Origin of the sequence: Pedobacter sp. MC2016-15, from assembly GCF_026239695.1 — a bacterium.
In the GTDB taxonomy this organism is placed as follows: domain Bacteria; phylum Bacteroidota; class Bacteroidia; order Sphingobacteriales; family Sphingobacteriaceae; genus Pedobacter.
Window position 1 is genome coordinate 478,661 of sequence record NZ_JAPIVS010000001.1, and the last position, 19,945, is coordinate 498,605.

General features: G+C 42.7%; 20 protein-coding genes. 8 read left to right on the plus strand and 12 right to left on the minus strand.

Features of this window, described 5'->3' with window-relative positions; genetic code table 11:
• Positions 1 to 39: 39 nt before the first annotated feature.
• Entirely contained in the window at positions 40 to 936 is an 897-nt protein-coding gene (locus OQY15_RS02210) for a helix-turn-helix domain-containing protein (RefSeq protein WP_265787173.1), read from the plus strand.
• A gap of 7 nt (positions 937 to 943) precedes the next feature.
• Here the strand turns inward: OQY15_RS02210 and OQY15_RS02215 are convergent, their stop codons facing one another.
• Together OQY15_RS02215 and OQY15_RS02220 are read right to left on the minus strand one after the other, a co-directional pair.
• Positions 944 to 1,618: a lipid-binding SYLF domain-containing protein gene (locus OQY15_RS02215; protein ID WP_265787175.1), complete on the minus strand. Its 675-nt coding sequence runs from the start codon at positions 1,616 to 1,618 to the stop codon at positions 944 to 946.
• Positions 1,619 to 1,732: 114 nt separating this feature from the next.
• Positions 1,733 to 1,885 carry a hypothetical protein gene (locus OQY15_RS02220; protein WP_265787178.1) on the minus strand — a complete coding sequence of 51 codons (153 nt, stop codon included), beginning with the start codon at positions 1,883 to 1,885 and terminating at the stop codon, positions 1,733 to 1,735.
• Positions 1,886 to 2,002: 117 nt separating this feature from the next.
• On the opposite strand from OQY15_RS02220, the gene OQY15_RS02225 reads away from it, so the two are divergent.
• Positions 2,003 to 3,070 (plus strand): histidine kinase, encoded by a 1,068-nt coding sequence (locus tag OQY15_RS02225; protein WP_265787180.1) that lies wholly within the window; start codon positions 2,003 to 2,005, stop codon positions 3,068 to 3,070.
• A gap of 5 nt (positions 3,071 to 3,075) precedes the next feature.
• Positions 3,076 to 3,795, plus strand: coding sequence for a LytTR family DNA-binding domain-containing protein (locus OQY15_RS02230; protein WP_265787182.1), 720 nt, complete (start codon positions 3,076 to 3,078; stop codon positions 3,793 to 3,795).
• On the opposite strand, the gene OQY15_RS02235 is transcribed toward OQY15_RS02230, so the two are convergent.
• From OQY15_RS02235 to sufB, 8 genes are all read right to left on the minus strand, one after another.
• Complete coding sequence (locus OQY15_RS02235) at positions 3,779 to 6,763, minus strand: lantibiotic dehydratase (RefSeq protein WP_265787184.1); 2,985 nt, start codon at positions 6,761 to 6,763, stop codon at positions 3,779 to 3,781. The genes OQY15_RS02230 and OQY15_RS02235 overlap by 17 nt on opposite strands.
• Before the next feature lie 107 nt (positions 6,764 to 6,870).
• Positions 6,871 to 7,506, minus strand: coding sequence for a MarR family transcriptional regulator (locus OQY15_RS02240; RefSeq protein WP_265787186.1), 636 nt, complete (start codon positions 7,504 to 7,506; stop codon positions 6,871 to 6,873).
• Positions 7,506 to 7,817, minus strand: a complete 312-nt coding sequence (locus tag OQY15_RS02245; protein ID WP_265787188.1) for a DUF59 domain-containing protein — start codon at positions 7,815 to 7,817, stop codon at positions 7,506 to 7,508. The genes OQY15_RS02240 and OQY15_RS02245 overlap by 1 nt, the downstream gene beginning before the upstream one ends.
• A gap of 8 nt (positions 7,818 to 7,825) precedes the next feature.
• A complete protein-coding gene (locus tag OQY15_RS02250) occupies positions 7,826 to 8,248 on the minus strand; it encodes a SufE family protein (protein ID WP_265787190.1) in 423 nt (140 codons plus the stop codon).
• Positions 8,249 to 8,254: 6 nt separating this feature from the next.
• Positions 8,255 to 9,478 carry a cysteine desulfurase gene (locus OQY15_RS02255; protein WP_265787192.1) on the minus strand — a complete coding sequence of 408 codons (1,224 nt, stop codon included), beginning with the start codon at positions 9,476 to 9,478 and terminating at the stop codon, positions 8,255 to 8,257.
• Positions 9,479 to 9,489: 11 nt separating this feature from the next.
• Positions 9,490 to 10,821 (minus strand): Fe-S cluster assembly protein SufD, encoded by a 1,332-nt coding sequence (gene sufD, locus OQY15_RS02260; protein ID WP_265787194.1) that lies wholly within the window; start codon positions 10,819 to 10,821, stop codon positions 9,490 to 9,492.
• Between the two features lies 1 nt (position 10,822).
• Positions 10,823 to 11,596 carry a Fe-S cluster assembly ATPase SufC gene (sufC, locus tag OQY15_RS02265; protein ID WP_265787196.1) on the minus strand — a complete coding sequence of 258 codons (774 nt, stop codon included), beginning with the start codon at positions 11,594 to 11,596 and terminating at the stop codon, positions 10,823 to 10,825.
• Positions 11,597 to 11,617: 21 nt separating this feature from the next.
• The gene (gene sufB / locus OQY15_RS02270; protein WP_265787198.1) at positions 11,618 to 13,063 is read right to left on the minus strand and encodes a Fe-S cluster assembly protein SufB; all 1,446 of its coding nucleotides are present in this window, start codon (positions 13,061 to 13,063) and stop codon (positions 11,618 to 11,620) included.
• Between the two features lie 234 nt (positions 13,064 to 13,297).
• Between sufB and OQY15_RS02275 the strand changes: the two genes are divergently transcribed.
• Positions 13,298 to 15,802: a M1 family metallopeptidase gene (locus OQY15_RS02275; protein WP_265787200.1), complete on the plus strand. Its 2,505-nt coding sequence runs from the start codon at positions 13,298 to 13,300 to the stop codon at positions 15,800 to 15,802.
• Positions 15,803 to 15,860: 58 nt separating this feature from the next.
• Here the strand turns inward: OQY15_RS02275 and OQY15_RS02280 are convergent, their stop codons facing one another.
• Both OQY15_RS02280 and OQY15_RS02285 read right to left on the minus strand, forming a co-directional pair.
• Positions 15,861 to 16,244 (minus strand): DUF3037 domain-containing protein, encoded by a 384-nt coding sequence (locus OQY15_RS02280; protein ID WP_265787202.1) that lies wholly within the window; start codon positions 16,242 to 16,244, stop codon positions 15,861 to 15,863.
• Positions 16,222 to 17,022 carry a HipA family kinase gene (locus OQY15_RS02285; RefSeq protein WP_265787204.1) on the minus strand — a complete coding sequence of 267 codons (801 nt, stop codon included), beginning with the start codon at positions 17,020 to 17,022 and terminating at the stop codon, positions 16,222 to 16,224. Before OQY15_RS02285 ends, OQY15_RS02280 begins: the two co-directional genes overlap by 23 nt.
• A 213-nt stretch (positions 17,023 to 17,235) precedes the next feature.
• Here OQY15_RS02285 and OQY15_RS02290 point away from each other — a divergent pair, with 213 nt between their 5' ends.
• From OQY15_RS02290 to OQY15_RS02305, 4 genes are read left to right on the plus strand one after another with little or no spacing between them, the layout of a single operon-like run.
• Entirely contained in the window at positions 17,236 to 17,841 is a 606-nt protein-coding gene (locus OQY15_RS02290) for a hypothetical protein (protein WP_265787206.1), read from the plus strand.
• Positions 17,842 to 18,501, plus strand: a complete 660-nt coding sequence (locus OQY15_RS02295) for a hypothetical protein (RefSeq protein ID WP_265787208.1) — start codon at positions 17,842 to 17,844, stop codon at positions 18,499 to 18,501.
• Positions 18,468 to 19,253 (plus strand): ATP-binding protein, encoded by a 786-nt coding sequence (locus OQY15_RS02300; protein ID WP_265787210.1) that lies wholly within the window; start codon positions 18,468 to 18,470, stop codon positions 19,251 to 19,253. The genes OQY15_RS02295 and OQY15_RS02300 overlap by 34 nt, the downstream gene beginning before the upstream one ends.
• Positions 19,254 to 19,256: 3 nt before the next feature.
• On the plus strand, positions 19,257 to 19,910 hold the full coding sequence (locus tag OQY15_RS02305; RefSeq protein WP_265787212.1) for a response regulator transcription factor: 654 nt from the start codon (positions 19,257 to 19,259) through the stop codon (positions 19,908 to 19,910).
• Positions 19,911 to 19,945 lie beyond the last annotated feature (35 nt).

Genomic DNA, 19,945 nt, shown 5'->3' on the forward strand with positions numbered 1-19,945 from the left:
ATATTTACCGATCATACTCTATCTTTTTTAACAATATTAATGAAGCCACAGCTTTTAAAAGTTTCCACCACCCCTGTTACTTCCTTTAGTGCACGACAGGACAATGTACCTTATATCAACAACCGCTGGCATTACCATAACGAGGTGGAGCTCATTCATTTTAAAAAAGGAAATGGTACTCAGTTTATCGGCGACAGCATCAAACGATTCAGGTCCGGGGATGTGATTCTCATTGGTGCCAACCTCCCGCATTACTGGCGCTTCGATGATGTATATTTTGATGAAAATGTAGATACAGCAGCGGATGTCAGAGTGATACATTTTAATGAAAACTTTTGGGGCGATGTTTTCCTGAACCTGCCGGAGAATAAGCTGATGAAGCTGACCTTAGAGAAAGCCCGCAGGGGAATTCAGATTGGCGGACAAATCAAAAATGATATTGGCGATATCCTGGAGCTGCTGCTGAAGGCAGAAGGTACCAAGAAGATTATTCTTTTAATGGAAGCACTGACCGCGATTGGTAATAGCAACCAGACCAAGCTGTTATCTTCAATGGGTTTCAGACATAATTTTGAAGAAACGGAGAATGACAGGATCCATGCGATTTATGAATTTTCCCTGGCGAATTTTAAGCGTAAGATCCTTACCGAAGAGGTAGCGGAGATTGCTCACGTCAGCATCAATTATTTTTGCCGCTATTTTAAATCCAGAACCCGAAAAACTTATTCGCAGTTTATCAATGAAATCAGGATCGGCCATGCCTGTAAACTATTGATCGAGAACAAGATCAACGTGAAGCAGATTTGTTATGAAAGTGGGTTTTATAACTTTGCCAGCTTCCATAAATACTTTAAATCTATCACCGGCAAAAGCCCGATGAACTATCAGCGGGAGTTTCACCAGGAAAGAAAAGAATCTTCTTCCCTGATGATCTGACCCTCAATTATTTCATTGCTGACAAGGTAGACTTTAATGTGGTTACCTCTTCAGATTTACTGGCCGGGCTTTTGAAAATTGCGCTTGCCGTAGTTGGTTTTCCATAGAAGTTTTTGTTAGCAGTTGCATCAAAATCAAGCGAAGCACCATTCAGGGAGATCCCGGCGAAAAGGCCTTTGCTTCTTGAATAGGAATAGACTTCTGCCTCCAGTTTATAATCTGTGTTGGCTGTAGAACTTCTGCCCACCGGACCAGCGGCAACAGAAACATCTCCGCCAAGAGTAAAACTGCTCTTGTTAATTTCTGTCAAACTTTTGCTGCGTCTGAATATGAGGACAAGGTCTACAGACTGCACACCAATCTGTGCACCAACGCTGCCTCCGGTCATGGTCACAAATGCCGGATTGCTCCAGGTACCATCGGCATTTTTAACCATGGCAATACCCTTCCCTCTTTTTGCACCTACTACCAGTCCCGCATTAATCATTTTGGGGATAATGATAATCCCCTGCGTAACGACCAGCAGCTCAGAAGGTATGGATTCCTTCATCGCAGCAAAATCCGTCAGCACGGTTGTTGCCGATTCAATTTTTTTCTGTTCTTTATCCTGGGCATAAGCCGATGCACCAAACAATAATCCGGCACATACCAGCAGAGCTCCTTTAAAATTTGCGGTTTTCATATTTTTTTATTTTGTTTTTAAATACCGAAGCCAGGCTTCCGGTGATTCTAAGAACAAAATAAAAGCCAGAATTGGCAGGACTGCAAATTCTGGCTTTTTCATCAACCTGAGAGATTACCTCTGATCGGGTTTATGCATAATGTAGGTTGTTGTGGTAATGGTGATTGTGGTCGGGTCACTTGGGCTCTGTCCATTTGTTTCTGTAGCAGAAAATTGGAAAACTGGTTTGATTTCGAGTTTCAGGGATTTTGAGAATGACTTTTTCATGATGTATGGTTTTGGTTTACATCAATTTTAAGTGTGTCTCAAGTCATTATAAAAGTTATTACGCGAACGCCAATAATGTAAAGGTAAATGACCATATTATGCCTTATATTTGAAAATATGATTGGGACGAAAAACCATAAATCCGGCAGATTCTACCTTACCCATTTACTGGTATGGCTGGTATTTATTGCATATGAGTCGCTGATCACGACATTCATGTCCGGTAAATTTTGGACACTTTTAGATTATTTTAATGCGTATTTTATTAATGTCGCTCTATTTTATATTAATGCCCATTACGTTCTTCCCTTTTGGAATAAAAAAAGATATTACCTTACTATTTTTCTGGTCATCCTGGAAATCAGTACTGTTACAGCACTGAAATATGGCTTCGCAGAAATCTCATTGTATCTGCATATCACCACGACAAGTATTTTTGAACACCTGAGTACATGGTTGATCAATACGATCTGGCGCACGATCTATTTTGTCGGCCTGAGTACAGGTTACTGGTTTGCACTGAACACGATCGTAGAAAGGAAAAAGGTGTCTGACCTTGAAAAAAGTAAACTGCGCAGCCAGCTCGAACAGGAACAGCTCCACAAGAAACTCGCAGATTCTGAAATCGCTTTCCTGAAAGCGCAGATCAACCCTCATTTCCTTTTTAATACACTTAATTTTCTCTACAACTCGTCGCTGAATACTGCCCCAAAATTGGCAGAACCCATCTTGTTGTTGTCAGATATTATGCGTTATGCTATTACTGATACACCAAAAACCGGAAAAGTGAACCTGGATGATGAAATTGAACAGATCAATACTTTTATCAGTTTAAATCAGTTCAGGTTTGATCATAATCTGCAACTTTCGTTCAATGTTTCCGGCGACACTTCAGACATACTGATCCTACCACTTGTATTGCTCACGCCTGTAGAAAACATTTTCAAATATGGAGATCTCAAAAATAGCAGCCACCCGGCAACGATTAACCTGGAGATAAAGGAAAACCGTCTGCATCTCATCAGCCGTAACAGGAAATTGAAATCACGCAAACATATTCCCAGTAATGGCGTTGGATTAAAGAACCTGAAGCTACGTTTAGATGCCTATTACTCCGATGCACATCGTATCCATGTATCCGAGAGTGATGATGATTTTATTTTTGAACTTCAAATAACATTATAAGCCTTATGTATAAATGTTTTATTATTGATGATGAATCACATGCCATCGAAACTTTAAAAAAGTATGCCAAGGACAGCGGCCAGCTGGAAATCATTGGTACTTCTCAGAATCCACTGGAGGCGGTGAAGTTTATTAATGAACACAAAGAGATTGATATAACTTTCCTGGATATTGATATGCCCGAAATGTCCGGCCTCGATGTCGCAGACCTCATCTATCAGAATACGGCGATCATTTTTACAACGGGGCATGCGGGTTATGCTGTGGAGGGCTTTGAAAAGAACATCTCAGATTTTATGCTTAAACCTATTTCATTCAGCAGATTTATGAAATCACTGACTAAAGTGATCACTCAGCTGGAGAAAAAGATGCAGGAGGAAGTTAAAAATGACACCTATTTCTTTGTCAACCCGGGCATAAAGGGTAAAATGCTGAAGATCAATTTTAACGATGTGGAATTCATAGAAGGGCTGAACAACTATATCGTTATTCATACCCCTCCAAATAATCATATCGTGTATCTCACGATGAAGGAAATGGAGGCAGGATTGCCACCTGAAATCTTTATCCGTGTCCACAAATCCTATATCGTAAACATCAATAAAGTGACCCTGATGGAAGGCAACAAGATCATGATCAATAAGATGGTGTTCCCCATTGGATCCTCCTATAAAGATAAACTACTGAAAAAAATTAATAACAATATTATCAAGACCCATCGGTAGTGGTATAATTCAGAAAGGCCTGATGTTTTCTCATAAAATGATAAATCAGGTATTCATATTCTCTGGGGGTATTTTCAAATATCCTGTTGATGTGCATGTGCACGAGATTAATCAGCAGGTTATACCTGGCTTCCCTGGTCCAGCTGTCAAGTTTCAGCACAAGCATGTTCATCATCAGCCGGAACTCGCGGTTAATTTTCCTGTTTCTCTGTAAGGCTAATATCTTCTGGTTGTCAATCAGCTGTTGCTGAAAGTTCCTGTACTTTACATCCAGCTTACGAACCACTTCCTTATCTCTGTTAAACTCGGCTGACATGTTCTGCAAAGATTCATTCAGGAAGTTTGTACGCTCTTTTTTATCGCTGATAAAATACTGTAAAATCTGCAGCGAGCTATTTACTGCAAAGCTGAGCTTAAAGGTGGTATTCAGTTCATTGCTGCTGAATATGGAAAGGACGAATTCACTATTCCTGTAAAAAAATGATTCTACATCGTCCATCAGCGCTACAGAGTATTTCTCCAGTTCCCGCTGATAGGAATCTAAAATTACATCTGATACTTTTCCTTCCCTGGACCAGGGCTGCAGTTTGTGTATCAGGTCGTTCAGTAATTCATGTGAAGGCTTATTGCCGGTATAAAATCTCAGTCTAAGATGATGTCCCGGATCAAGATACCTGATAAAAAACCATTTAAAATCCGGATTATCTTTCTTATACTTCTTCAGCACAGGGCTGATAAAATTTAAGAGAATTTCATCTGTCAAAGAGTAATGAGCATACAATTTAAGGTACAACCACTCTTCGCCGGGCAGAAAGGAGCGTTTAACTTTCAGTTTTTGCTTTGGATGCTGCATGACAGGACCTGCTGGCAGATGATATGATTTAGACTGGTTGATTACACATGCGATGAGTTGGCTCGCATAGGGTTTTCCCTGCTGGTCCTGCAAATCGGCTTGCAGCGCTGAGACATATTCAGTTAAAGTTACTGTTTTTTTATTCCTGATACACTTCCTGAACATGGAAAGGTCATTGGCATCCTGCTGGTTAAACACCAGAAAGTTATCACCCTCCAGCAATTTGAATCGATCAGGAAGGTTTAAGTCGGGGTTCAAAGGACCTTCCTCCATACTTATCTTGTGAATCTGCTCTTCATTGATTATCCATGTCGCTGCGCACAACACTGCCCCTCCCACTTGCAATCTCGGGTAATAGTCCATTCCGGGAAAGAGACTGGTTAGGGATAGGGACAAACTTGATTTGATACCCTGGTACTGGAGGTCGCACAAAAACCTGAATACAGGGATGCTGGAAATCTTATAGTTGTATGCTGATGATAACCTCGGTATAATATACCGGTTCAGTTTCAGGGATCTTAACAAAACCTGGTTATCCCTGACAGAAATCACGAGGTCACTCAATTTGATGTTGTAACGCTCTGGTCGCACAGCATGGGTAAGCACAGGGATTTCATAGGGATAATAGTGGCCGCGCTGGTTAATGTTGGAGGTTCTGTCATTTGGCGAGTAGGCAATTTCAGCAAACACAAAATCCTCATTGATCAGCATCTCCTGTTCACAGATCTTTTTTAGTGATGCTTCCATCTCTGAGCCTGCTACACTAAAGCGCGCGCTAAGCTCGATACCCGAAACTCCGCCAATACCATCGATCCAGATCTCCCGGTCGATATTCCTGAAGAGTACAAATATCCCGGGGGGCAGGGGCTGACTGCTTGCCGGTAGCTCAGCAAGATCATGCTCAGTAATCACTATTTTATCAGCACCTGCTGTCTTCAGGGCATTCCATTTTTTAAAAATGAGCTTCTCAAGATTACCCCATTTCGCGGCGGGCTCCCCTTCCTGCTTGCTGCGCAGCCCATCGATAAAATCGTCATTCTGTGCATCAAAGGCCGAAGCCATATTTTCATAACCTATGCCCGAGCCGGGATCAAGTACAAGCATCAGGGGCACCTCCTGCTGATCGTACTTCTGGCTGAATTCCTTTTTAAATTCACGCATGTGATCTGCCTGAGAATCTGCAATAAGCCGATCCATCTGCCTGATTAATGTCAGCAGATGTTGCTCCACTGCTCTGCTTAACCCTCCTTCAAGACAACGATGATATAAACTATAACCCGCATTCTCCTGATTTCGGTCTGCGAGGTAATGCATGTGTTCATTAAGGTCAGAGAGATCAGCCCCATTATTCAGCCTGAACTTGAATGAGCGTAAACTCCGGAGATCTATACCGGGATAGTTTTCCAGCAGCCTGAGGCATCGTTCATTGAAGGTTTCACCTGTGACATTGGGAGTTAAGGCTGAAACAACTACCTGCGCACTGAGCAAACCCTGGAAATACTCCTCGAGGGGAGCATCCTCTCCATATTCATTTTGCAGGAAATTCATAATCTCCGTTTTAGTTCTGCCGCTATTGATATATTTTAGTAGTTTATTCAAGCCTGATGAGACTTTTACCTGCACAATTGCAAATTTCTTCTGCGCTGAATAAGCCTGACTGATAAACCGCAATTCTCTGGAAGATTGATACAGTGAATTGTTGGTGTAATACCTGAGTTGATCAAAAGTGTCAGTATTCAGACCGGAGATATAATCCAGCATCACTTTAAAATCCGGATGCACAATCAGCTCATCCTCACCGGAAAAACAAAACTTCCCCTCCATGTCGTCTGCCCAGCCCCCAGAAGAGTATGAGGAGAAAAACCCATAAGGCAATGCTCTGAAACACATTCTGTTCAGATACTTCCACAGTGTAATACGGGCAGAGGGATTAAACTGATCATAGTCAAAATCTTTTTTACGAAGTTCAGTATACAAGGTCTGACTCGCAAAAAACAAGCTTGCCCTGAAAAAATCAGTCTGCAACACTTCTTTTAAATACTGTTCATTAAAATCCTGGTAACTGTAAGCCGGGGAGCGCACCAGCAAAAAGGCATCGATTTGTAATTGTCGCATAATTAGGTTAATTAAGATTACACCAAAATAATTGTACGGCAATTTATAACCATTTTTTTAAAGGTTTTTTCTAACAATGACAGAAAAGAATGAATAACTTAAATCTACTAAGAAAATATGCGGTAGGCGCATCTTCTGCCACCTTCAACGATGTATTCTATCCGTTTGATAGCTACATGTTCTCCGATAACAGTTTGCAGTGTCTTGAATTCTGCACTGCAGATTGCAGGATTAGCGTGGGCCGCTGCTCCTATTGGGCAATGATTTTCGATGAAAATAAATCCATCATCATCTTTAATAAACTGGGCCATGTAGCCCTCGCCTGTACGAATGCTTACAAAAGCGGTTAATCTTTCTTCAAGATCTGTAATTCCCTTGAGTGCTTCAAGGTACCTGCTGGTACCCCGGTCTCCATTGGCATGGATCACTCTGGACACCGCCTTTTCACCCAGGGTTTCTTTCATCACTTCCATCAGCTTGACGGTAAGCGCAGCGTGGGTATCGGGAAAGCGGTTTTGTCCGACACTGGTGAGCGACCACAACTGTTGCGGCCTGCCTCTTCCGGTTACGGTTTTGCTGGAGGTGACAATACCTTCTTTTTCTAACTTCAGCATCTGAAAGCGTGCCCCCTCTACGGTCACCTGAAACTCAGTGGCAAGTGACGATAAAGACTGAGGGCCACTGGTTTTCAGCAGCTCTACAGCACGTTCCCTGAATGGAAGTTTATGTTGTTCGGTTTCCATTACAAAAAGCCCATCTCCAGCTTAGCTTCGTCGCTCATCATATCTCTGTCCCAGGGCGGATCAAAAGTCAGGCGTACTTCTACGTCGCCCACACCTTCCAGCGCTTTCACTTTAGTCTCTACTTCACCCATAATCTCTCCTGCTGCAGGACATGCCGGCGCTGTTAGCGTCATATAGATATGCACTCCATTATTTTCCATCATCTGGATTTTGTAGATCAGCCCCAGCTCAAAAATATTTACCGGCAGCTCCGGATCATAGATCGTCCGCAAGGCTTCTTCAATTCTATCTCTCAAAGACAATTCTGACATGTTATCAATTATTTATCCTGTGCAACAAAACCAGCAGCATACGATTTCATCTGGCCTAACATGGAAAGCAAACCGTTAGAACGGTTGGGCGACAAATGAGTTTGTAAGCCTATGGCATTAATAAAATACAAATCAGCGTCAACAATTTCCTGCGGAGTGTGACCTGATAATACACGCACCATCATGCTGATCAGTCCTTTGGTTATTATGGCATCACTATCAGCAGTGAAAACTACATTACCGTCAATCATTTCAGGCTGCAGCCATACGCTCGACTGGCAGCCTTTGATCAGCTTCTCCGGCACTTTATATTTCGGGTCAATTAAAGGAAGCTCTTTACCGATTTCGATGATATTTTCATATTTATCCATCCAGTCGGAAAAAAGTTCAAACTCCTCAATAATCTCGTCCTGTTTTTCGTTGATCGTCATTCTCAGTTATATCAATATGGCCGCGGCTCTTTTAATGCCGGCAACCAGTAAATCTATTTCAGCAGTAGTGTTATAAAAAGCAAAAGAGGCACGGCAGGTACCAGGAATCCCGAAGAAATCCATCACCGGCTCTGTGCAATGGTGGCCTGTACGGATTGCAATACCCTGTTTATCCAAGAGCTCGCCAAGATCGTATGGATGTACTCCCTCAATCAAAAACGAAATTACGCTGGAACGGTTTGCAGCCTTACCAATAAACTGAATGCCCGGTACGTCAGCAAGCTGCTCCAGCGCATAACTCAGCAATTCATGCTCAGCTTCGGCAATAGCGTCAAGCCCAATACTGTTTACGTACTCTATGGCTGCTCCCAATCCGATAGCTCCGGAAATATCAGGTGTTCCTGCCTCAAATTTGTAGGGCAATACATTGTAGATAGTTTTCTCGAAAGTAACCGTTTTGATCATATCGCCCCCACCCTGGTACGGTGGAAGTTCATTCAGCCATTTCTCTTTACCATACAAAACGCCTATACCCGTAGGCCCATAGATCTTGTGTCCGGAGAAAGCCATGAAATCTACATCCAGTTCCTGCACATCAACAGGCATATGCTGGATCGCTTGCGCTACATCCATCATCACGGGAATATTTTTAGCATGTGCCTGACGGATCATTTCCCTCACCGGGTTGATGGTGCCCAAAGAGTTGGAAACATAGGTGAAGGATAACAGTTTCACACTTTCATCCAGCAATTCAGGTAAGAGCTCAATCTTCAGCACGCCGTCCTCATCCATCGGGATCACCTTTAAGGTTGCCCCGCGCTCCTCGCAGATCATCTGCCAGGGAACGATATTGGAATGGTGTTCCAGTGCAGAAATCAGGATGCTGTCTCCCGGCTGAAGATATTTCCTGCCGAAAGAGGAAGCAATGAGGTTAATACCATCGGTCGTACCTTTGGTAAAGATCACCTCATCACTGCTCGCTGCATTGATAAATGCGGCAACGGTATGACGTGCTTTTTCATATCCTGCAGTAGCCTGCTGGCTCAGTGAATGTACACCACGGTGCACATTACTGTTATAGCGCTCGTAATATTCTTCGAGTACATTCAGTACCTGCACAGGTTTCTGCGTGGTAGCGCCATTATCAAGATAGACCAGCTGCTTACCAAAAACCTGTGTATCAAGTATAGGAAAATCTTTCCTTATCGTTTCAATTGCTAATTTTCCCATGATCTTTCAGATTAACCGATCGATGAAAATGAATTTTCCATCTTGCTGTAAATTAAAGATTGTACATATTCTTTAATTACTTCATTGCTGATCTTCTGCGTTACGTCAAACATAAAAGCTTCTACCAGTAATTTACGTGCAGACTCCTCACTAATTCCTCTTGCCTGCAAATAGAACAATGATTCAGGATCAAACTGTCCTACCGTACAACCGTGACTGCATTTTACGTCATCCGCAAAAATTTCCAGCTGTGGTTTGGCAAATACCTGTGCCTTATCACTAAGCAGCAGGTTGTTGTTCTGCTGAAAAGCATTGGTCTTTTGGGCAGGACGCTCTACAAATACTTTACCATTGAAAACGGCTTTACCATTTTCCAGCAATACTCCCTTATACACCTCGTTGCTTTCACAATGTGGGAATTTATGATGTATTGCCGTATGGTTATCTGTTAACTGCTGTCCGCCTACAAGATATAAACCAAACATATGTGTTTCGGTATTACTGCCATTCAGTTCAATTTCGAGGTTATTACGGATCAGTTCCGCTCCCGGAAGGTTGAAAGTGAAGTTATCGTAACGGCTATTCTGCTCCTGCTTGACGTGATTATAAGTGATCAGACGTTCATCAGGGAGATTATTCTGGATGTTGTACTGCACCAGCTGTCCGTTTTCCTTCACATCTGCCTGGAATACGCTGTTTAATACCGAATGGTTGCCATCATTGATAAAAATGCTGGATTCAAGCAATTCTGCTTTTGCATTTCTATTGACAATCACCAGATGTCTTGGCTGAAAAAACGCATGGTCATCAGCAGCATACAGATTGACAATCTGGATGGGCTTATCCAATACCACATTTTTGTGTACTTCCAGAAAATATCCATCAGTAAACAATGCTGTATTTAATGCCAGCATGCGGTTATTTTCATTGGCATCAAGGGCTGCAAATTCTAAGAAGAGGCTGCTGTCACTAATGCTTTCTGTACTATGGATAGTCAACTTATCTGCATCCGGTAAAACTGATAATGCAGGCTGTATCTTACCGTTCAGCAACACCAGCAAATAAGCATCCAGACCAGGAATAGTGGCTTTATTCAAAGCTGCAATTATTTCATCCTCAGTCGCCTCTGCTGTAACAAAAGAAATATCATCATTCAGAAAAGGGCTTAGATTTGTGAATTTCCAGTCCTCATCTTTTGTTGTAGGGAAACCTTTATCCTTAAACAGGTTAAAAGCAGTATTCTTTATATTCGATAAATCTCCATTTGCACTATTCATGCCTGCAGAGCCTTCAAACTCAGCGATCAATTTGTCGTACAATGGAGCTGTCATTAGATTGAGCATCTTATTTAATGTTTATTGATTCCTGGCCGCGCAATTCTTCTTTCAGCCAATCATATCCTTTTTCTTCGAGCTCAAGAGCTAACTCTTTTGTTCCCGAGCGGACGATCTGTCCATTGTATAATACATGTACAAAATCAGGCACGATGTATTCCAGTAAACGCTGGTAGTGGGTAATCAGCACAAAAGCATTATCTGCAGTCCTTAATTTATTGATACCATTGGAAACAATTCTCAATGCATCGATGTCCAGACCTGAATCTGTTTCATCAAGAATAGACAGTTTAGGATCAAGCATCGCCAGCTGAAAAACTTCATTTCTCTTTTTCTCGCCTCCGGAAAAACCCTGGTTTAAAGAACGGTTAGCCAGCTTGGCTTCAAATTCTACCAGTTCCTGCTTTTCCTTAGTCATTTTCAGGAAGTCTTTCGCTGAAAGTGGTGGCAGGTTACGGTGAATACGGATCTCACTTAATGCTGTTCTCAGGAAGTTGATATTAGAAACTCCGGGAATTTCTACCGGATACTGAAAAGCAAGAAACACACCTTCACGGGCACGTTCTTCAGGCTTCATATCCAGGAGGTTTTTACCGTCCAGCCATACTTCACCTTCAGTTACTTCGTAGTTTTCGCGTCCCGCAAGTACCGAAGAAAGTGAACTTTTACCAGATCCGTTAGGACCCATGATCGCATGTACTTCGCCAGCCTTTACTTCCAGGTTAATACCTTTTAATATTTCCTTTCCTTCAATATTAGCATGAAGATTTTTTATTGATAACATATTTTGGTTTGTTTTGTATGATTATCCTACACTACCTTCCAGTGTAAGAGAGAGTAATTTTTGCGCTTCTACAGCAAATTCCATTGGTAACTGGTTCAGTACTTCTTTTGCATAACCATTTACGATCAATGCAATAGCCTGCTCAGAATCAATTCCACGCTGGTTTAAATAAAACACCTGGTCTTCACCAATTTTGGAGGTGGTAGCCTCATGCTCTATCGTTGCTGTATTATTTTTTGACTCGATATACGGGAATGTATGTGCACCGCACTGATCACCAATCAGCAATGAATCACATTGTGTGAAATTCCTCGCATTTTTGGCCTTGCTGCCCATTTGCACCAGACCACGGTAGCTGTTTTGTCCTTCACCCGCAGAAATACCTTTAGAGATAATGCGGCTTTTGGTATGGGCTCCCAGGTGGTGGATTTTTGTTCCTGTATCAGCAATTTGTTTATTGTTGGTCACCGCTACTGAATAAAACTCACCAGAAGAGTAATCTCCCTGAAGAATCAGACTTGGGTATTTCCAGGTAATTGCAGAACCAGTTTCTACTTGCGTCCATGAGATTTTGGAATGTTCGCCACGGCATGCACCACGTTTGGTTACGAAGTTAAAAATACCCCCTTTTCCGTCTTTATCACCAGGATACCAGTTTTGTACAGTGGAATATTTAATCTCTGCACCCTTCATGGCTATCAGTTCCACTACGGCCGCATGCAGCTGATTCTCATCACGCATTGGCGCCGTACATCCTTCAAGATAACTCACATAGCTGTCTTCATCCGCAATGATGAGCGTACGCTCAAACTGCCCTGTATTTTCAGCATTAATCCTGAAATACGTAGACAGCTCCATCGGGCAGCGTACACCTTTAGGGATATACACAAATGAACCATCAGAGAAAACTGCTGTATTCAGGGATGCAAAAACGTTGTCAGTATGCGGAACAACTGTTCCAAGGTATTTCTGTACCAGATCAGGATGGTTTTTCACCGCTTCACTGATGGAACAAAAGATGATGCCCATTTCATTCAAATGCTCTTTGTAGGTAGTACTCACAGAAACACTGTCAAATACGACGTCCACGGCAACACCGGCAAGTTGTTTCTGCTCAGACATCGGGATTCCCAGTTTCTCAAAAGTTTTCAGCAACTCAGGATCCACTTCGTCCAGTGAAGCATACTTAGCCTGTTTTTTTGGAGCAGCATAGTAGGAGATCGACTGAAAATCAATCTCTGGCATCTCAAAATTCTGCCATTTAGGCATCTCTTCTTTCTGAAACGCCTTCAGGCCTTTCATTCTCCAGTCAAGCAGCCATTGCGGCTCATTCTTTTTCCCAGATATAAATCGTACCGTATCTTCGCTGAGTCCGACTTCCGAAATATCCATGTCAATGTCTGTGACAAATCCAAACTCGTATTCCTTGTTTGCCAACTCATCTAGCATCATATCATCTTTTTCCATCTCTATTCAATTTTACGCTTATAGCCTCCTGTAATATTAGTATGTAATAAGCGGCGGTACAAAGATAACCAACAGCGATAATAAACCAAGCCTTTACTTTGTTTATTACCATCTAATTACAATAAAAAGGCTTTTTTTGGGGTCACTGACTGATTTAAAATACATTATAAGGGACCAGGGTTTGTTTTTCTAAATACTCCTCATAGCTTTACATGATCATACACAGATTTAAACATGAATATTAGAAAGAAAAACTTCCGCCATATCGTAACACATACGCTGATGGTAACAGCTGTCGCAGCATGCCTCCCTGCGCTGGCACAAGACAAAAAGGACGACCCGCAGCTGAAAATCTACCGGGCTACCGCTACTAAGGTGAACGACCTGGTGCACACCAAACTGGATGTCCGTTTTAATTACAAAAAACGCCATATGTACGGAAAGGAATGGGTGACCATCAGGCCACACGCCTACCCTACTGATTCATTGCGACTGGATGCACAGGGGATGGATATCAAAACGCTGAGCATCGTAAAGAATGGAAAAAACGTGCCGCTCAAGTATAAATACGATAGTCTGACGCTGGCAATCAAGTTGGATAAAGAGTACAAAAGCACTGAAAATTACACGGTATATATTGAATATACAGCTAAACCTGATGAACTGAAAGTGCAGGGAAGTGCAGCGATTACAGATGCCAAAGGTCTTTACTTTATCAATCCTGACAGTGCCGTAAAGGATAAACCAGTTCAGATCTGGACCCAGGGTGAGCTGCAAAGTTCTTCGGCATGGTTCCCGACAATCGACAGGCCTAATCAAAAAACTACTGACGAGATCAGTATGACTGTCCCTGCCAAATATGTAACTCTCTCTAACGGACGACTCGCCTCTCAAAAGAAAAATGCAGATGGTACGAGAACAGATACCTGGAAAATGGAATTACCTCACTCTCCGTACCTGTTTATGATGGCGGTGGGTAACTTTAAAATCTATAAGGACAAATGGCGCGATAAGGAAGTAAGCTATTACCTGGAACCAAAATACGCTCCTTACGCTAAAGAGATCTTCGGCTTTACACCTGAAGTGATGGAATTTTATTCTAAAATCCTTGGTGTAGATTATCCATGGAACAAATATGCACAAATCGTGGTACGCGATTACGTGAGCGGCGCGATGGAAAATACTACTGCAACACTACACGGTTCTTATGTACAGGGTACCGCAAGGGAGCTGGCCGACAGGTATTATGATGCCGGAAGAAGCACTATTGTACACGAGTTGTTCCACCAGTGGTTTGGTGATTACGTAACTGCAGAAAGCTGGAGCAATATCACTGTCAATGAATCTTTTGCCGACTTCAGTGAAACGCTGTGGGCAGAACATAAATATGGTCAGGATGCAGGTGACGAACACAACAATGAAGCTCTTCAGAATTACCTGCGCAGTCCTGAGAATGCGAAAAAGGACCTGGTACGTTTCCACTACCACGATCAGCAGGATGTATTTGACGCAGTTTCTTATCAGAAAGGCGGAAGGGTGTTAAATATGCTGCGCCATTATCTCGGATCTCCTGCCTTCTTCAAAGGGCTAAACATTTACCTGAAAACAAATGCCTTTAAAAATGGCGAAGCACAGCAGCTGCGCCTGGCTATGGAAGAAGCAAGCGGTAAAGACCTGAACTGGTTTTTTAATCAATGGTATTATGGTGCAGGACACCCTTTGCTTGACATCAGTTACAAATGGGATGAGCAATCGAAAACGGAATCAGTATATATCAAACAGACGCAGGAAGGAAAAGCTTTCCGTTTACCAATGGCGATAGATATCTATACCGGTGGCAAAAAAGAGCGTCATCAGATCTGGATAGACAGCAAATCTGATACGATTTCTTATCAGCTCGCAGCTAAACCAGCCCTGGTTAACGTAGATGCCGAAAAAATTATCCTGAGCAGCAAGACCGACCATAAATCGCTGGAGGAGCTGTTATTCCAATACCAGAATGCCCCTCTTTATATGGACAGACTGGAAGCTATCGAAGCCGCTGTTGCCAAACCAACGGACGCGACAGCACAGAAAATCATGCTTGCAGCGCTGAACGATAAATATTATGGCCTCCGACTGAAAGCTTTAAATTCCATTGATCCAGCCAATACTGTGCTGAGTGATGCTGCTTTACCGGCAATTCTTAAACTTGCAAAGTCTGATGATAATAACCTGGTTAAAGCTGCTGCCATTAATGTCGTAGGCTCATCAAAAGGTGCTGAACAACAAATTGCACTTTATCAGGAAGGACTGAAAAGCCAGTCGTATGCAATAGCTGGCGCATCACTGAACGCAATGGCGACGGTAAAACCTGAGGAAGCACTAACGCTGGCAAAATCTTTTGAAAAGGATAGTGCCGGTGATTTAACCAATGCATTGATCACAGTCTACGCGCAGCGTGGTGCAGATGCAGAATGGCCTTTTGTTTATGCTAATTTCAATGAAGCCGGAGGCCAGGCCAAATTTGATATGGCCAAGGACTTCATTTACATGACTGCTCACATCCCGAACCCGGTTTATGCCCAGCAGGGAATCAATGCCATCAAAGATATGGCGATCAAATACAAGCCAAATGGCTTTGCTCCTCAGCTGATAGAAGTATTAAACCAACTGAAACAGTTCCGTCAGAAACTGAACGACAATGCTTCAGCTAAAGTAGCCGAAGACGCTGTAAAACAAGTGAATGACGCAAAATAACCAACTGAATATTACTTAACATAAAAGCCGGTATGAGTTTCATACCGGCTTTTATGTTTTATAAAACCTGCTCTTCAAACAAAGCGAGCAGCTTGGATTCCGGATCCCGGCAAAATCCCGGATGCACCCGCGAGGTTTGTATCACGGTACTGCGCATCGCTGTCAGCCAGCGGAATCGCGAAGGAGGATCAAGCTGGGCAATTGGGCCGCTGCCCCTGTCCCCTGCCGAGATCAGCATGAGACTGTCCAGATGACATTGTATATCCGGAATATCGAGCTTTGGGCAAAACGATTGCAGCCTCTGCTCATCGATCTGAAATACCGCTTTCAGGTATTTCTTTTTTGCACAATACAGTATCACCCCCACATTCATAAATTCATCGCGTTCTACCCTTGGTACCACGCGGATGACCGCGTACTCAAATAAGTGTAGTTCTTGCATGATTTGCTTCGTTTACAAAAATTTCTGAATTGGCAATACGTGTATTCAGGAAGGTCGCATAGGCAGAGCGGTGATCTTCAGCCGTAGCAAACACCCCATCTTCGCCCAGCCACCCGCCGGGAATCAAATCCACAACAGCCTTAATAAGATCCGGAGACAGGATTTTTGTGAATTCCTGATCAACCTCCTCAAGCATTGTTGCCTGGGGCAGCAGGACATGGTCTTTGATCAGCACAAAAGGCCTTTTCGCTTGCTCCTCCCAGTTATGCCATGAATGATGAAAATAAAGTGAAGCCCCATGGTCGATCAGCCAGAGCTCCCTATGCCACATCAGCATATTTGTATTCCTGGGCGTACGGTCCATATTCATCAGCAGGCAGTCCAGCCACACAATTTGAGAAGCCAGTTTATGCTCAATGGTTGTTACCGCAGGATCGAAAGTGATTGCCCCCGATAAATAATGCAAAGCCAGATTGAGCCCTACACTTGCTTTCAGGAGATCCTGGATTTCTTCATCAGGCTCCGTTCTTCCAAAGGCTTCATCAAGGTGTGCAAAGACAATCTCTGGAACTTTAAAACCAAGTTTCCGCGCAATTTCACCACCAATAATCTCAGCGATCAGGGCTTTCTGTCCCTGACCTGCACCTCTGAATTTCAGTACATATAAAAAGTCGTCATCGGCTTCAGCTATTGCAGGCATCGAGCCCCCTTCACGAAGAGGTGTAACATAACGGGTTACGTTTACAGTCCTGAGCTGAAGTTCTAAATTTTCTGTCATAAACCTATATCAACAGGCCGGAAGACATGCTGCCGGCCTTCTTGCAAAGATGAAGAAAATTTACCTGTTAACGAACAGGGTCTCCTAAACACAATGCGAAAAACAACAGGGTAAAAACAGCTTTTCTTAACCATTTATTTCACCTTAAATAAAGGCCGGGATGAATTGACTAAATTGTTTTATTTTTATAGTTTAGCGATACAAAAATTTGATATGAAACGAAATTTTACACAACTGATCCTGCTGGCAGCATTATTTATTTCGGCCTGCCAGCCCCAATCCGTAAAAGACAAAAACGACAGTGCAGATACTACAGCGGCTGTCATTCCTGACTCTGTCAAGGTTCCTTTTCTGATTGCAAAACACTATGTTAAAAACTACGCGCCCCATGCTGGATTTGTGAATCCCGCTGCCGGAGAGAAAGGCGGCATCAAAGATGACACACGCTGCATCTGGTTTAGCAAAGAAAGATTGACAGCAATGCTCCAGCAGCTGGAAAAAGAAAAAGGCGATGGGGTACGTTTTTACCTGATGACCTATGATGATCAGTATGACACAAAAAACCGCGTTGGTTCCTACCCGCCACCAGAGCCCGACTACTGGGGCTATAATTCCCTGCTGATGGTATCAACTAAAGACAGCGTAGCCAACGGCCAGGTGTACCATAGAGATTACTTTTCAGATCAGGATGTTCCAATGGCAGCAAAAGGTAAAAACAAGCCGGGCTTTATCGTTGGTATGGTTCCGGAAAACAGAGGTGAATTGTGTCCCCCACCGTCAGACTGCTTTCTTCAGGGGGCTTTATTATTAGGAAACTAAATGCCAATTTATCTGAGTGTAAACACTACAGCAGAAATCATCTGCTTCCTGATCGCGCTTTTTTGTCTTTCCGGAGATAAAAGCGCGGTCTGGAAAAGCTTCATTGGGTATTTGTTTATCGTCTGCCTTACAGAGACGATTGGGGTTTATCTGCGCATTCAGCACATGAGAAACTATCTTGTATATTCTATCTTTCTACTGTTTGAATGTATGATGATCAGCCTCTTTTTTTATCACATTTATAAAAGATATCATCACAAATTAAGGATGTTGTATGGATGGATTTGCCTTTTTCTGCTGGTCTATCTGGCAGAGATGTTGAGCCTGCACTTCAAATCATTTCCATCTTTGACAGCAACTTTTATGTCTGTGGTATTTGTTGTGGCAAGCCTGTATTTCTACCTCCTGATTATCAAGGATGAAAAGTTCAGGCAACTCGGCACCTACCCTCCTTTCTGGATTGTAAATGGGATATTATTTTTCTACTTTGGCAGTACGGCCTGTAATGTATTTTATGATTATCTGGTGAACCATGAAAAGGGCATCAGTCCAAATTTGTCCATTAGATATATCATATTTAATTTACTGAACATACTTTTGTACGCTTGCTGGTCTTACGCTTTTATATGCAGATATTATCAAAAGAAATTGTCTTCCTGATCACATTTACAACAGCTATCTTTTTGATTGCCCCTATCTTCCTGATCGTGTATGTCAGCTATTACAACAAGAAAAAGGCAAAGCATTTTGAAGAAAAGGAAGCCCTGCGAAAAACCTTCGAACTGGAGTTACTCAGGAGCCAGTTCGAAGTACAGGAACATACCATGGAAACCATTGCCACCAATCTCCATGACAACATCGGGCAACTGCTGAGTCTTACGAGCATGACACTGAGCTCTGTAAAAGCAGAAGGTCTCCAGGAGACCAAGGTAAACACTGCCGGCGAGCTGGTCCACAGGGCCATACAGGAACTGAGACAGCTTTCAAAGATGATGAGTGGCAAGGAACTGATTTCCAAGAACCTGGGACATGCCATTGCATTTGAACTCGATTGGCTGAAGAAAGGTACAGATTATGAGGTTCTGTTTACAGATCATACCTCCCGCTCTATTCCGGAACATGCCGACAAAGAGCTTATCTTGTTCCGTCTTTTCCAGGAAATCCTCAGCAACATCATCAGGCATGCAGAAGCTACACAGATTACCATAGTACTGGAACAGTCGGAGCGCTTTTTATCGCTCGTTGTCAAAGACAATGGTAAAGGATTTATAGTAGAAGAAAAGAAAGAGGCCAATGCAGGTATGGGGCTTTTCAACATCAGCAAAAGGGCCAAAATGATGGATGGCACTTTCAGTATTGATTCTGTTACAGGTGTTGGAACAAAGATTTCAGTTTCTATCCCTTATATTTAGCCTATGCAAGACAAAAGAACAGCTATTGCCATTGTAGACGACCACACCTTATTCCGTAAAGGACTGATGAGCTTACTCGCTGAATCAGATGAAGTTGAAATCCTGTTTGACGCTTCAAACGGACTTGAACTAAAGAAAAACATCAATGCCGAAAACCTGCCAGAAGTGATCCTGATGGATATCAATATGCCACAGATGGATGGTTACGCCGCTACAAAATGGGTCACCAAAACATATCCATCGGTAAAGGTCCTCGCCTTAAGCATGTTCGATGAAGACAAGCCGATCATTGAGATGCTCAAAAGTGGTGCTGGCGGATACCTGCTCAAAGAATCTAAAACCACAGAGCTTGTCCTGGCCATCAAAACAATTGCCAGCCATGGCTTTTATATGAACAACCTGGTATCAGGCAAACTGATCAAATCCTTACAGGATCCCGTTCCTGCGAAATCAGAAATCAGCGAGATCTCCGCAAATGAATTAAAGTTCCTGCAACTCTCCTGCTCAGAGCTCACTTACAAAGAGATAGCGGATAAAATGAACCTCAGTCCCCATACTATCGACAACTACCGCGAGGCACTATTTCACAAGTTTGAAATCAGATCCCGCACAGGTCTGGTATTATTTGCCATCAAAAACGACCTGATTAAATTATAAAAGGTCAATAACTGCATTGCTGCAGTCATTGACCT

Coding starts and splice junctions, on each gene's coding strand:
- OQY15_RS02290 (WP_265787206.1), top strand. CDS start 17,236: ATGAAACGAAATTTTACACAACTGATCCTGCTGGCAGCATTATTTATT.
- OQY15_RS02225 (WP_265787180.1), top strand. CDS start 2,003: ATGATTGGGACGAAAAACCATAAATCCGGCAGATTCTACCTTACCCAT.
- sufD (WP_265787194.1), bottom strand. CDS start 10,821: ATGCTCAATCTAATGACAGCTCCATTGTACGACAAATTGATCGCTGAG.
- OQY15_RS02230 (WP_265787182.1), top strand. CDS start 3,076: ATGTATAAATGTTTTATTATTGATGATGAATCACATGCCATCGAAACT.
- OQY15_RS02280 (WP_265787202.1), bottom strand. CDS start 16,244: ATGCAAGAACTACACTTATTTGAGTACGCGGTCATCCGCGTGGTACCA.
- OQY15_RS02285 (WP_265787204.1), bottom strand. CDS start 17,022: ATGACAGAAAATTTAGAACTTCAGCTCAGGACTGTAAACGTAACCCGT.
- OQY15_RS02210 (WP_265787173.1), top strand. CDS start 40: ATGAAGCCACAGCTTTTAAAAGTTTCCACCACCCCTGTTACTTCCTTT.
- OQY15_RS02295 (WP_265787208.1), top strand. CDS start 17,842: ATGCCAATTTATCTGAGTGTAAACACTACAGCAGAAATCATCTGCTTC.
- OQY15_RS02240 (WP_265787186.1), bottom strand. CDS start 7,506: ATGGAAACCGAACAACATAAACTTCCATTCAGGGAACGTGCTGTAGAG.
- OQY15_RS02245 (WP_265787188.1), bottom strand. CDS start 7,817: ATGTCAGAATTGTCTTTGAGAGATAGAATTGAAGAAGCCTTGCGGACG.
- sufC (WP_265787196.1), bottom strand. CDS start 11,596: ATGTTATCAATAAAAAATCTTCATGCTAATATTGAAGGAAAGGAAATA.
- OQY15_RS02255 (WP_265787192.1), bottom strand. CDS start 9,478: ATGGGAAAATTAGCAATTGAAACGATAAGGAAAGATTTTCCTATACTT.
- OQY15_RS02235 (WP_265787184.1), bottom strand. CDS start 6,763: ATGCGACAATTACAAATCGATGCCTTTTTGCTGGTGCGCTCCCCGGCT.
- OQY15_RS02250 (WP_265787190.1), bottom strand. CDS start 8,248: ATGACGATCAACGAAAAACAGGACGAGATTATTGAGGAGTTTGAACTT.
- OQY15_RS02305 (WP_265787212.1), top strand. CDS start 19,257: ATGCAAGACAAAAGAACAGCTATTGCCATTGTAGACGACCACACCTTA.
- OQY15_RS02300 (WP_265787210.1), top strand. CDS start 18,468: ATGCAGATATTATCAAAAGAAATTGTCTTCCTGATCACATTTACAACA.
- sufB (WP_265787198.1), bottom strand. CDS start 13,063: ATGGAAAAAGATGATATGATGCTAGATGAGTTGGCAAACAAGGAATAC.
- OQY15_RS02275 (WP_265787200.1), top strand. CDS start 13,298: ATGAATATTAGAAAGAAAAACTTCCGCCATATCGTAACACATACGCTG.
- OQY15_RS02215 (WP_265787175.1), bottom strand. CDS start 1,618: ATGAAAACCGCAAATTTTAAAGGAGCTCTGCTGGTATGTGCCGGATTA.
- OQY15_RS02220 (WP_265787178.1), bottom strand. CDS start 1,885: ATGAAAAAGTCATTCTCAAAATCCCTGAAACTCGAAATCAAACCAGTT.